11 protein-coding genes are annotated in these 12,080 nt (G+C 63.5%); 2 read left to right on the forward strand and 9 right to left on the reverse strand.

The features are described 5' to 3' along the window. Positions 1-157: 157 nt before the first annotated feature. Positions 158-943, reverse strand: a complete 786-nt coding sequence (locus ACM42_RS18410; protein WP_271529292.1) for a helix-turn-helix transcriptional regulator — start codon at positions 941-943, stop codon at positions 158-160. 108 nt (positions 944-1,051) lie between these two features. Between ACM42_RS18410 and ACM42_RS18415 the strand changes: the two genes are divergently transcribed. Beyond that, positions 1,052-2,131, forward strand: a complete 1,080-nt coding sequence (locus ACM42_RS18415; RefSeq protein ID WP_271529293.1) for a zinc-binding alcohol dehydrogenase family protein — start codon at positions 1,052-1,054, stop codon at positions 2,129-2,131. A gap of 94 nt (positions 2,132-2,225) precedes the next feature. Here the strand turns inward: ACM42_RS18415 and ACM42_RS18420 are convergent, their stop codons facing one another. The 8 genes from ACM42_RS18420 to ACM42_RS18460 form a co-directional block, all read right to left on the reverse strand. Next, complete coding sequence (locus ACM42_RS18420) at positions 2,226-2,930, reverse strand: ABC transporter ATP-binding protein (protein WP_271529294.1); 705 nt, start codon at positions 2,928-2,930, stop codon at positions 2,226-2,228. A gap of 7 nt (positions 2,931-2,937) precedes the next feature. Beyond that, a complete protein-coding gene (locus ACM42_RS18425; RefSeq protein ID WP_271529295.1) occupies positions 2,938-4,218 on the reverse strand; it encodes a lipoprotein-releasing ABC transporter permease subunit in 1,281 nt (426 codons plus the stop codon). Positions 4,219-4,291: 73 nt separating this feature from the next. Next, positions 4,292-5,611, reverse strand: coding sequence for a proline--tRNA ligase (proS, locus tag ACM42_RS18430; RefSeq protein WP_271529296.1), 1,320 nt, complete (start codon positions 5,609-5,611; stop codon positions 4,292-4,294). A gap of 433 nt (positions 5,612-6,044) precedes the next feature. Further along, complete coding sequence (locus tag ACM42_RS18440) at positions 6,045-6,581, reverse strand: copper chaperone PCu(A)C (protein ID WP_271529297.1); 537 nt, start codon at positions 6,579-6,581, stop codon at positions 6,045-6,047. Positions 6,582-6,608: 27 nt separating this feature from the next. After that, positions 6,609-7,106, reverse strand: a complete 498-nt coding sequence (locus ACM42_RS18445; RefSeq protein WP_271529567.1) for a TlpA family protein disulfide reductase — start codon at positions 7,104-7,106, stop codon at positions 6,609-6,611. Next, complete coding sequence (locus tag ACM42_RS18450; protein ID WP_271529298.1) at positions 7,103-8,314, reverse strand: sialidase family protein; 1,212 nt, start codon at positions 8,312-8,314, stop codon at positions 7,103-7,105. Before ACM42_RS18450 ends, ACM42_RS18445 begins: the two co-directional genes overlap by 4 nt. Positions 8,315-8,340: 26 nt before the next feature. Then, positions 8,341-10,740 (reverse strand): TonB-dependent receptor family protein, encoded by a 2,400-nt coding sequence (locus tag ACM42_RS18455; protein ID WP_271529299.1) that lies wholly within the window; start codon positions 10,738-10,740, stop codon positions 8,341-8,343. Positions 10,741-10,835: 95 nt separating this feature from the next. Continuing rightward, positions 10,836-11,201 (reverse strand): DUF2946 domain-containing protein, encoded by a 366-nt coding sequence (locus ACM42_RS18460; RefSeq protein WP_271529568.1) that lies wholly within the window; start codon positions 11,199-11,201, stop codon positions 10,836-10,838. A 552-nt stretch (positions 11,202-11,753) separates the two neighbouring features. Between ACM42_RS18460 and ACM42_RS18465 the strand changes: the two genes are divergently transcribed. After that, entirely contained in the window at positions 11,754-12,011 is a 258-nt protein-coding gene (locus ACM42_RS18465; protein ID WP_333921690.1) for a hypothetical protein, read from the forward strand. The last annotated feature ends 69 nt before the right edge of the window (positions 12,012-12,080 follow it).

The raw sequence follows: 12,080 nt of genomic DNA on the forward strand, positions 1-12,080 counted from the left end.
GTCGATGTCGACTGACCGACCAATTAACCTCCGGGTGACACTTGGGTTCCGCGGGCCCTTGGGATCCGGCTGAAGTCGCTTCATTGCGCTCGGAACGAGATCTGCAGCGGTCGTATTCGAAAGCCTGAATGGCTTCGAAGAGAGACGCTCTATTGAATCAGTGTCCGCCCTGCACCGGCGTATAGATCACGAGCTTCAGCGCGGGATCGTCGTTGGCCTGGAAGCTGGTGTGCTCGAAGTGCAGCACACCCTTGGTCGGATGGTTCATGGTCTTGCGGCCCGAGATGGTGCTGCGGATATCGTGTGCCTCCCACCATTTGACGAATTCCGGACTGCCCTGGCGCAGTCGCGTGAGCAACTCCGTGAAGGCGGGATCGCCGGCCCAGACGTCGTGGGTCGCGCGAAACATCGCCACCATGGCCTTGGCGACATCCGCCCAGCCGGCGCCGTAGGATTTTCGCGTCTGCTTGTTCGTCATCATGAGGAGCAGCGTGTTGCGATCCTGCTCCGGCAATCGCCCGAAGGCGAAGACGTCCTCGGCCGCCTCGTTCCAGGCCAGCACATCCCAGCGGCGCCCGGTGATGTAGGCCGGCTGGTGCAGGCTCTCGATCATCCGCCGGATCGGCGGCGGCACGATTTCGCGCGTGAACGGGCGCTTGTCTCCGTCGCGCGCCAGCGCCCTCAGGTGCGCGTGCTCGGTCTTGCTGAGGCGCAGCGCGCGGGCCAGCGCGTCGATCGTGGTGACGGACGGGCTGACCGTGCGGCCCTGCTCGAGGCGGATGTACCAGTCGACGCCGATGCCGGCGAGTTGCGCGACCTCCTCGCGGCGCAGCCCCGCGGTACGCCGGCGCCGGCCCATTGGAAGCCCGACGGCCTTCGGCGACAGCTTTTCGCGGCGGGACCTCAGGAAGTCGCCGAATTCAACCCGGCGTGGATCGGCCATGACGCGTGTCCTGCAATGGAGGGCCTGTATAATACTAGGATAATACCAGGCCTTCCTGTCCCCTCCAAGACAGCGGATAGAGCTTCACCCGACCTTGAGGTGAACATCATGAAAGCTGCCGTGCTCAAATCCTTTGGATCGCCGCTCGTGATCGAGGACGTTCCGGACCCAGCCATCGGCACCGGCGAGGTGATCGTCGACGTCGTCGCCACGCGCGTGCTGTCCTACATGAACGAGGTCCTCGACGGGACGCGCAATTATGCGCTCGACCTGCCCATCGTGCCGGGCCCCGGCGGCATCGGCCGGGTCCGCGCGATCGGTCCGGACGCGACCAGGCTTGCCGTCGGCGACTGGGTGTTCTGCGACCCCACAGTGCGCTCGCGCGATGACTCCGTTGCGCCCGATATCGCGCTGCAAGGCCTCACCGCCGCCGGGCCCGGCGGCATGCTTCTGCAAAAGCACTTTCGCCATGGCTCCTTCGCCGAGCAGATGCGCCTGCCGACCGAGAACGTCAAACGCCTCGGCGCGATCACGTCGGAGGAAGCGACGCGCTGGTGCGCGCTGGGCACGCTGCTGGTGCCCTATGGCGGCTTCCTCGCCGCAGATCTTCGGCCGGGCGAGACCGTGCTGGTGAGCGGCGCCACCGGCAATTTCGGCAGCGCTGCGGTATCCGTTGCGCTGGCGATGGGCGCAGCCTGCGTGGTGGCGCTGGGCCGCAACGAAAAGATTCTCGCCGACCTCGTCCGTCGCTTCGGCGACCGCGTGAGGCCGGTCAGGCTCACCGGTAACGAGGACGACGACCGCGAGAGCATGAAGCGCGCCGCGCCGGGCCCGATCGACTGCGTGTTCGACATCATGCCGCCCTCGGTGAACCCGACCGTCGTGCGGGCGGCGGTCATGACGGTGCGCGCTTACGGCCGCGTCGTGCTGATGGGCGGCGTCGGCATGGCGGGCGGCGCGGGCCTCGAGCTGCCCTACCCCTGGATCATGCGCAACTGCATCAGCATCCACGGCGTCTGGATGTACCCGCCGGATGCGGCGAGCCGCCTGATCGCGCTGGTGCGCGCGGGGCTGCTCAGGCTGGAGGAGTATAAGGCGACGGCCTTCGACCTCGACCATGCCAACGAGGCCGTCGAGCACGCCGCCGCCGATGGCGGGCCGTTCAGATTGACGGTGATCAGGCCTTGAGCCTTCGGGCGGCGGCAAAGCCGCCATCGTCGCTTTTTTCGCCAATCCCGCCAAGCACTTGGCTACTGTGCATGGGGTTGTTTTCGCAGTTTTGCTAATCGAGCTCGACCACCTGGCCGTTCGAGAGCGAGACGCGCCGGTCCATGCGGCCGGCGAGGTCCATGTTGTGGGTCGCGATCAGCATCGAAACCCTGGTCGCCTTGACCAGCTGCATCAGCGCCTGAAACACGTGATCCGCCGTGTGCGGGTCGAGATTGCCGGTCGGCTCGTCCGCGAACAGCACGCGCGGCGCGTTGGCGACCGCACGTGCGATCGCAACACGCTGCTGCTCGCCACCGGACAGCTCGGCCGGGCGGTGGGTGATGCGGTCGCCGAGGCCGAGATAGCCCAGGATCTCCTTGGCGCGCTTGACGCTCTCGGACTTCTTCAGGCCGCGGATCATCTGCGGCAGCATGACGTTCTCGAGCGCCGAGAACTCCGGCAGCAGCCGGTGCGACTGGTAGACGAAGCCGATGTCGGTGCGGCGAAGCTGCGTGCGCTCGATGTCCGGCAGCTGCGAGGTCGGCGCGCCCGAGACATAGACCTCGCCGGAATCGGGCGCTTCGAGCAGCCCCGCGATATGCAGCAGCGTCGACTTGCCCGAGCCCGACGGCGCCACCAGCGCGACGGACTGGCCTGCCCACAGCGCCAGATTGGCACCGTCGAGGATCGTCAGCGGCACCTCGCCCTGCAAGTACTGCCGCTTAATCTCGTGGAGATAGATGACCGGTACATCTTCCGCCCCCTGCTGCTGCTCCATCAGCCCCTCACTCGTACCGCAGCGCTTCGACGGGATCGAGGCGCGCGGCGCGCCACGACGGATAGAGTGTCGCCAGGAACGACAGCGTCAGCGCCATGACGACCACCGCCGTGGTCTCGCCGACGTCGATTTCAGCGGGCAGTTTTGACAGGAAATAGAGTTCCGGCGAGAACAGCTCGGTGCTGGTCAGCCAGGACAGGAATTGCCGGATCGATTCGATGTTGAGGCAGATCACGAGGCCAACGCAGAAGCCGACCAGCGTGCCGACCACGCCGATCGAGGCGCCCGTGATCAGGAAGATGCGCATGATCGAGCCCTGCGAGGCGCCCATCGTGCGCAGGATCGCGATGTCGCTGCCCTTGTCCTTCACCAGCATGATCAGGCCGGAGACGATGTTGAGCGCGGCGACAAGCACGATCATCGTCAGGATCAGGAACATCACGTTGCGCTCGACCTGGAGCGCATTGAAGAAGGTCGAGTTGCGCTGCCGCCAGTCGACCAGAAACACCGGCCGACCCGCCGCCTCCGTCACCGCCTTGCGAAAGGCGTCGATCCTGTCGGGGTTGGTGGTGAACACCTCGATCGAGGTCACGTCGTTGCTGCGGTTGAAATAGGCCTGTGCCTCGGCCAGCGGCATGAAGACGAAGCCGAGATCATATTCGGACATGCCGATCTCGAACACCGCAACGATCTTGTAGGGCTTGATCCGCGGCGTCGTGCCCATCGGCGTGACCGCGCCCTTCGGCGCCACCAGCGTCACGCTGTCGCCGGCATGCAGCGACAGCTGGTCGGCGAGGCGGCGGCCGATCGCGACGCCCTGCCCCTCGTCAAAGCCTTCGAGCGAGCCTTGCTTGATGTTCTTGGCGATCGAGGTGAGGTTGTTGAGATCGTCGGAGCGGATGCCCCGCACCAGGACGCCCGAGGCGTTCCATGGCGACGACGCCAGCGCCTGACCATCCACGACGGGCGCCGCGAGGCGGATGCCCTCGACCTGGCTGATGCGCTCGGCGACGTCCTTCCAGTCGGTCAGCGGCGATTCCAGCGGTTGGACCAGGATGTGGCCGTTGAGGCCGAGGATCTTGTCGAGCAGCTCTTTGCGGAAGCCGTTCATCACGGCCATGACGATGATCAGCGTCGCGACGCCCAGCATGATGCCAAGAAAGGAGAACCCGGCGATGACCGAGATGAATCCTTCCTTCCGCCGCGCACGCAGATAGCGCGCCGACAGCATCCACTCGAATGGCGCAAAAGGCGCGGTTTGCACGGTTTCGGTCATGGTCTCATCCATCGCTCGATAATCCCATGATTCGGGGTCAATTGTGGCCGGATTGGCGGCCGCGATCTCGGGCGATGAACAATATTCAGCCGACCAGCCGGGCGACAGCGTCGGCAGGCGACATCGTCTCGCGCGCGCCGTCGCTGCGTCGTTTGATCTCGACCTTGCCGTCGGCGAGCCCCTTCGGCCCGATCATGATCTGCCAGGGGATGCCGATCAGGTCGGCGGCGGCGAATTTGGCGCCGGCTCGCTGATCCGTGTCGTCGTAGAGCACGTCGACGCCCTTGGCCGTGAGCTCGGCATAAAGCTTCTCGCAGGCCGCATCGACGGCCGCATCGCCCTGCTTGAGGTTGAGAATCGACACGCGGAACGGCGCCACGGCCTCCGGCCATTTGATCCCGGCATCGTCGTGGCAGGCCTCGATGATGGCACCTAACAGGCGCGAGACGCCGACGCCGTAGGACCCGCCATGGATCGGCACGTCGACGCCGTCGGGGCCCGCCACCAGCGCCTTCATCGGCTCGGAATATTTGGTGCCGAAGTAGAAGATCTGCCCGACCTCGATGCCGCGGGTGTTGACCCGCTTGTCCGCGGGCACCTCCCGCTCGAAGCGCGCGGCGTCGTGAACGTCCTCCGTCGCCGCATAGACCGACGTCCACTGCTTGATGATCGGCGTCAGGTCGCTGTTGTAGTCGACGTTCTCGTCCGGCACCGGCAGGTCCAGCACGTCGCGATTGATGAACACGCCGGATTCACCGGTCTCGGCGAGCACGATGAATTCGTGGCTGAGATCCCCGCCGATCGGGCCGGTCTCGGCGCGCATCGGGATCGCCTTCAGCCCCATCCGCGCGAAAGTGCGCAAATAGGCGACGAACATCTTGTTGTAGGCGACGCGCGCCGCGGCCTCGTTGAGGTCGAACGAATAGGCGTCCTTCATCAGGAACTCGCGGCCGCGCATCACGCCGAAACGCGGGCGCTGCTCGTCGCGGAATTTCCATTGGATGTGATAGAGATTGAGCGGCAGGTTCTTGTAGGACTTGACGTAGGCGCGGAAGATCTCGGTGATCATTTCCTCGTTGGTCGGCCCGTACAAGAGCTCGCGCTTGTGACGGTCGGCGATGCGCAGCATCTCCGGGCCATAGGCGTCGTAGCGGCCGCTCTCGCGCCAGAGATCGGCGAGCTGCAAGGTCGGCATCAAGACCTCGATCGCGCCGGAGCGGTCCTGCTCCTCGCGCACGATCTGCTCGATCTTCTTCAGCACGCGAAAGCCGAGCGGCAGCCAGGCATAGATGCCGGCGGCCTCCTGCCGGATCATGCCGGCGCGCAGCATCAGCCGATGCGAGACGATCTCCGCTTCTTTCGGATTTTCCTTCAGGATGGGCAGAAAGAACCGCGACAACCGCATGGTAGCACTCTGAGAATCAGTGATCGTCCGCAGTGAAACCGGATTAAGAGCGAAAATACAAGGCCGGGAATGAGGAAAAGCCGCTAACGCAGCGAAATTCCTTGTCATTTTTCCGTCGGCTTCAGGTTCAGCTTGAAGCGTTGCTTGCGAAGGCGGCGTTCCAGGGAGGGCCGTCACGAAAGCCGGCAGCGGGTGCTCGACAAGATCAAGGCCCAACCCCAACGAATGAGCGCCGCATGCGCACCGCTCGCGAAGCTGGCAATGAAGAGCAGCGTCGCGAGCGCAACAGGCACATCAGCCTTTTGACAGGAGCTTCACGCCAGGCGCGGGCGCCTTGACCTCATGCGAATGCCCTGCCCCCTCGGGCGGGACTTCGATCCAGCGGCTGACGCCGGCCTCGCATTGCCTTGGCTCCCGAGAACCTTGATCCGTCTCATTTCATCTTCATTCCCGAGTGATCCGGCATTTTCTTCATGTCCATGTGACCCGAGTGCCCTGCATCGCCCGGCGCCTGCGCGCCGACGCCCTGGACGTCGAGAGAGACGGCGACCTTGCCGGCCTTCTCGAATTGCAGCGTCACGGGCACCTTGTCGCCCTGCTTGAACGGGCCCTTCAGCTCCTGGAGCATCAGGTGATAGCCGCCGGGCGCAAGCTTCACCGTCTTGCCGGGATCGATCGCGAGCCCCTTGTCGAGCGGGCGCATCTTCATCACGCCGTTGTCCATGGCCATCTCGTGGATCTCGGCCTTGCCGGCGATATCGGCGGACACGCCGACCAGCTTGTCCGCCGCGGTCCCCTTGTTCTCGATGATCAGATAGCCGCCGGCGACCTTCGCACCGCCCGGCGTCGCACGGCTCCACGCCTGTGAAATGACGAGATCGCCGGCCTTGACGTCGTCGGCGACCGCCGGTGCCGCGCAGAGTGCAAGAGCGAACGCAGCGAGCAGCACATCTTTCAACCTTGTCTTCATATCGGTATTCCCTTTGCAGAATGAACGTCAGTGTTTGGAGATTTGCTGCGCCGACCATTTCTCCAGGTCAGAAATTTCGGCAGAGCCTTCGATCGTCGTAATGATCCCGTCCCGAGAGATGAGCATCGTCCGGGGGATGTCGCCCTGCCAGCCAGGATCGATCTCGAACCGCAAGCGCTCGACAAAGCCGTCGTTGAAGATGAAGTTCTCGGTCGACGACAGCCCCGCCTTGTCGAGCATCGATTGCGTCGCGGCCGGCAGGTTCGGCACGAAATCGGCGCTGACCGTGACGACATCGATTTCGGGATGGTCCTTCGCAAACTTCCCGAGCAACGGCAGCTCGACTTTGCAGGGCCCGCAGGTCACGCCCCAGAAATGCACGAGCGTCGGACGACCTGCATGCCCCCTCAGCACGCCTTGCCAGGTGCCGCGCTCGAACGGTTTGAGGCCCGGAGGCGATCCGAGGGCGGACGCCGATGCGATCAGGATACCCAGACCCAGAATGGCTGCAAATCGACGTCTCATCGTTGGTCCTCGATCGTTGTGAGGCGATAGCCATCTGCTTTCGTCATCCATGACAGGTAGACCTGCTCGCCATTGGAGACGAGCAAAGGATGATCGGATGTGTCGGTCGTGCTCGATATCGCCTTCGGTGGCGACCAGGTCTCGCCATCGTCGTGAGAGATCGTCATCCGGACCGTGGTCTTCTCGCCATCGAACTCCTTCCACACCATCACCGTCCCCGCCGGGCCCGCGAGCACGAAGGGGCGCGTCGGATTGCGATCCGGCCGCCCCAACGCCATCGGCGCAGAGAACGTGCGACCTTCGTCGCGCGAGTGGGCGTAGAACAACCCTTTACGAGCCTTCCCGTTCGTGTACCAGGCGACGTGATAGGTTCCGTTCGGCGCAACCGTGAGGCTCGGCCCGTGGTGGGGGCAGGCATTGATCTGCCAGTCGTCGTTGCTGACCCGATGGATTTCCCCTGGCGTCGAAACGTCGGTGAACGTCATGATCGCGTGATCGCGCACGCCCCCCTCGAAGATGTTTCTGAAGATCACGGCCGGCCGTCCGGGCGCCGCGAACGTCAGCCCCAATCGGCAGCACTCGCAGGTGCCGTCACGCGCGAGACGGGCCTCGGTGTAGGTGGCGCCGCCATCGCGAGACGAGGCAAAGAACAGCGCCGCTCCCTCGTATTTTCGTCCCGCCTCCCTTGCGGGGACACGATTGCGCTTGTCGAGCCAGGCCGCAAAGATCGTTCCGTCCTGATCGAGCGCCAGCGCTTCGAAACGCTGGCTCTCGTTGCTTGCGGTGATGGGTTTCAGCTCCGCGAAGCTCTTTCCGCCATCGGCCGAACGCGTATAGAGCACCTGGCCGTTGAAGGCTTCGTCCCTGAAGATCGAGAACGCGACGGCAATGCCGCCCCTGCGATCGACCACGATCTTCGGCCTCGCATCCGGCCCCCAATCAAGGTTCAGCCGCTTCGTCGTGACCTGGATGGGGGCCGAGAAATTGCGGCCCGCGTCCTGCGAGTTCGCGACCGAGACTTGCCCTCCCGCCATCCAGACCAGCCACAGCGTTCCGTCCGGAGCGAATGCGGGCGTCGCCTTGGTTGCACAGCGCAGCGTCGGCTCCTCACACGCAGCTTCGGACGCATGCGGAGCACGCATCTGTCCGAGCGCCGCACCTTGCAGGAATGCGAGAGCGACGATCCCGAGCAGGCCAGTTCGGATCATGGCCCTACTCCCTTCAAGAGCCCGGATCATTTGAAGGCCACCTTCATACCCGCAACAAAGGCGCGCGGCGAGCCCGCATAGATCGATCCTGTCGTGTTTGCGAGCACACTCGCAGGATTTTGAAGGCCAGCCGCCGTCACCGTGTTGGCGACGTTGTTTGCCGAAGCGATGTAGGTACGGTCGAATACGTTCCTGACCTCGAGAAACAGATTCAGCGATCTGAAGGTGTCCGACATCAGATCGGTCTTGTAGTGAACATTCAAATTGACCAGCTCATAGCCGGGCGCCTTCAGCAGATTCGCGTTGTCCATGTAGAAGGAGTCCTTCCACTGCAGTTCGACAAAACCTCCGAGACCTGCAAGCGGCCCGGCGAACTCGTCATATCCAATTCGCGCCGTCAGCTCGTTGGGGGAGATGCCGGGAATCTTGTTGCCTGCCCGGTTGAAGCTGAACACCGCGCCATTGGTGATGTTCTCGACATACTCGGTGTAGACCTCGTCGAGATAGGTGTACGCCGCAGTGAACCGCCAGCCCGGATAGAACTTCCAATCGGCGGCAAGCTCTATCCCGCGGTGCTCCGACCGCGGCGCGTTGAACGTATAAGATATGCCGGATATCGGAGTCGCCTGACTGACGATCTCGTTGCGGAAGAACTCGTAGAAGCCGGTCGCGCTGAGCTTGAGCGTGTTGTTCGGAGTCCAGTCGAAACCGAGATCGTAGCCCAGATTTTTCTGAGCCTGGAGCTGGGTATTGTTGCCTGACAACCCGGTCGGAAGGACAAAGAGATTCGAAACCTGCGGAGTGCCATATCCCGTGGCGACTCGTCCGCGGAACAGCCATTCATTGTTGAGATTGTACAGCAGCGCTAGTTCTGGCGCAGCATTTTGAAATTGCCGGTCCGCGGTCGTCAGGGTTGATGTGGTGATGCCGGTCGGACCCGCGTACGCATACGCCGTGTTTGTCCCCTTGAGTAGCGTGGTCTCCCAACCAATGCCGGCGACCGCCGTCAGCGAGGTCGTCAGCCTGAGCTCTTCCCTGGCACGCACACCATAATTAGTCGTCTCGCTGAAGAGATTGCTCGAGAGCCTGCCGAGCGTGGCATTGCCCCCCGGCATCACATTTCGAGTGTCACTCGACGCCGTCAGGGTATTGTAGAAGGCGCCGAAGAAGGCGGTCGACTCCATCCCGAAGATCTCGCCGCGCTTGGTGAGATCGCTCATGTAGTTGTACGACGGATAATCTCCGATCGAGCTGGTCTGTCCGGTCGGCTGGTTGATGTTCCTGTCGTCGAACACGAACTGGTTGCGCCACGTCATCGTGTTGTCGAAATCGTGCTCCCATCGACCGCCGACGATGGTGCGGCGATCGTTGCGGCCGAGGCCGGCCTGCAGGGCCGTTTCCGTGTCGGTTCCGGCAGTTGCGTTGAAGCCGTTGTTGAACAGCCTGACCGTCCCGCACCCCGGCGCGGCGGTGGTACCGGTGGCACATCCCTGCTGGAACGGGTTGAGGTAGTACTGGTTCAGCGACTGCCGGATCGGCAACCGCGTGCTGAGATCATTGTTGATGATCTTGACCGTGAAACGATCGTCCGGCGTCGCCTTCAGCGTGCCGAGGAAGTTGACGGTCTGCGTATTGAACCAGCTGTTGCCGATATAGCCGTCGCCCCGCACGTCGCTTGCGAACAGCGAGCCCTCGAAATTCCCGACCTTCTTGCCGGCCGCGAGGTAGTTGTTGAGATAGCCGTAACTGCCCCCGTCGACGCCATATTCGACGCCGTCGATCGTGCCGCCGGGCCGCGTCCGAAAATTCAGCGCACCGCCGGTCGCATAGTTGCCGTAGAGCGCCGACGAGGGGCCGCGGATGACGTCGATCGCGCCATAGGCGTGGGGATCAATCAGGTCGCTGCGCGACAGGCCGTCCGGTTGCGTCACCGGAAAGCCGTCCTCGAAGATCACGAGATTGCGGATGGCGAAACCGTTGCGGGCGTTGGAGCCACGGATTGAGATGCCGAAATCGCGGGGACCGTTCCCCTGCTTGATCGAAATGCCCGGACTGTCCCGCAAGACGTCGCTGACCGAAAACGCCGGGCGATTGTCGAACTGGCTGCGATCGATGGTTGTTGCGGTCTGGCCGGCCGGCGACTGATTGAGACCAGCCCGCGCTGCGCCGGCAGACGTGGCCAGGTTTTGGGCTGGCGCGCTGGCGGTCGCGTTCTGCGCAACGGGTCTCGCTGCGCGTCCCGCCGAAGCTGAACGCAGTCGCGATGGTCGGGTGATTGGTTTGGGACGCGAAGGCTGCGGCGCCTCAACCGTCACCGCGGGAAGCGATTCCGAGGCGCCTTGGGCCAGCGCGTCCGAGCCGATCGAGGACACCAGCCCGCAAAGCACGGGCAAGCTCGCGCGGCTGATCGCACGAATGCGTAACATCTCTTGAATTCCTGACATCCGGCACGTCGGCCGGTCCATTGCACACGCCATCGGCACGGCAACGGCGCGCGCCAATGGTTCGGTTTGTCGCTACGTCAGGAAAATCGAGGGGGTGCGCGAGCCTGGGCGCTCGAGCCTTTGTAAGCGGGGATGGCGGACACATCCGCCACGAGCCACACCACGCGTTCGGCGTGACGCAAGGGAGTGGCGAGCGCAACCGGCGGCGGCGAATCGAGCGTCACGTTGGCCTGGGCCAGGCAACACAAGGCGCACGCGCCGGCATGCGCGGTCGGATCGTTCGGTCCGCCGCCCTGCTCGCTCGCGCTGTGGCAGATGACGGCGGCGGAAAGCGGATCGGCCATAGCCTGGCCGGCCGCCAAGCACGCGGCGATCGGCGCCAGCACCTGCATCACCAGGGCGAGCAGGACGATGGGTAGGAACTTCTGTAGCCGTGCGCGCATCCGCCGAACCATTCGTTCGTCAGCCAACTAAACACTGCAGTCAGGGCCGAGTCGAGGTCAGTTCCGCCGCCTTCTTGGCCCAGCGCAAATTTCTCGAAGACTGTGGTCGGCGCGCTCCAGCACCGGCGCCGGTCCGCCATTTAAGGCAGGGCAACCCTCCCGCTTGTCCACAAATTTCTTATATCTGTCATATATTTAGCTGACCTGAAGCTCGATCATTTCGTTAACTGCTCGAATTTTGAACATTCGTTGCCGAAAATGATGACAAGTGAGAAAAGTTGATTTAGCATCTCCCTTGCTCAGGCTGGCCGCGAGGTCGAAGTCTGGTGGTCCAAGTCTCGGGAGGAGCCCCTGGCGCGCAAAACGCAGCGTCGCCCCGTCAATCAAGAGCAAATCTTAGAATCGGGGATAATAGGGTCGACACAATTTTCGAGCGGGGCCAGGGCCCCGCTCTTTTTTTGCCCGGCGCGGCTGAACTGCCGATGAACGTGGCCTCTCATCCAATCCTAGATAACGCGATGTTCCGCTCGAAGGCAGCGAGTTGGTGAGGGATTGACGGTCGAAGCGATCCTCGACTTCGCCGGTGAGCGCCGCGGGGATTTCCGGCTGATCGCCTGCGAGGTCGCCTCTCACGATGCTTACGGCACGCCGCGTCGTCAGGGATACGCTCCGCGATCTGCTCGACGTGAATGGACGCCGGAGATCGCGCAGGCCTGGGATACATTGCTCGCGGATATCGACGCATGCGCCGCCGCTCCGGCCCGACGCTTTGCGTTGCACCAACACTGGCTGCGGCGATCTCGCGGCTGATTGCAGATTGAGTGCTAACAACTCTTGTGAGAGACTTTCGGAGATCGGTCGCGCAAGCAATGACGCGCC

Origin of the sequence: Bradyrhizobium sp. CCBAU 25338, from assembly GCF_028128965.1 — a bacterium.
GTDB lineage: Bacteria > Pseudomonadota > Alphaproteobacteria > Rhizobiales > Xanthobacteraceae > Bradyrhizobium > Bradyrhizobium liaoningense.

Excerpts from the sequence above, each read along its gene's own strand:
- ACM42_RS18410 (WP_271529292.1), bottom strand. The coding sequence starts at position 943 with ATGGCCGATCCACGCCGGGTTGAATTCGGCGACTTCCTGAGGTCCCGC.
- ACM42_RS18415 (WP_271529293.1), top strand. The coding sequence starts at position 1,052 with ATGAAAGCTGCCGTGCTCAAATCCTTTGGATCGCCGCTCGTGATCGAG.
- ACM42_RS18420 (WP_271529294.1), bottom strand. The coding sequence starts at position 2,930 with ATGGAGCAGCAGCAGGGGGCGGAAGATGTACCGGTCATCTATCTCCAC.
- ACM42_RS18425 (WP_271529295.1), bottom strand. The coding sequence starts at position 4,218 with ATGGATGAGACCATGACCGAAACCGTGCAAACCGCGCCTTTTGCGCCA.
- proS (WP_271529296.1), bottom strand. The coding sequence starts at position 5,611 with ATGCGGTTGTCGCGGTTCTTTCTGCCCATCCTGAAGGAAAATCCGAAA.
- ACM42_RS18440 (WP_271529297.1), bottom strand. The coding sequence starts at position 6,581 with ATGAAGACAAGGTTGAAAGATGTGCTGCTCGCTGCGTTCGCTCTTGCA.
- ACM42_RS18445 (WP_271529567.1), bottom strand. The coding sequence starts at position 7,106 with ATGAGACGTCGATTTGCAGCCATTCTGGGTCTGGGTATCCTGATCGCA.
- ACM42_RS18450 (WP_271529298.1), bottom strand. The coding sequence starts at position 8,314 with ATGATCCGAACTGGCCTGCTCGGGATCGTCGCTCTCGCATTCCTGCAA.
- ACM42_RS18455 (WP_271529299.1), bottom strand. The coding sequence starts at position 10,740 with ATGTTACGCATTCGTGCGATCAGCCGCGCGAGCTTGCCCGTGCTTTGC.
- ACM42_RS18460 (WP_271529568.1), bottom strand. The coding sequence starts at position 11,201 with ATGCGCGCACGGCTACAGAAGTTCCTACCCATCGTCCTGCTCGCCCTG.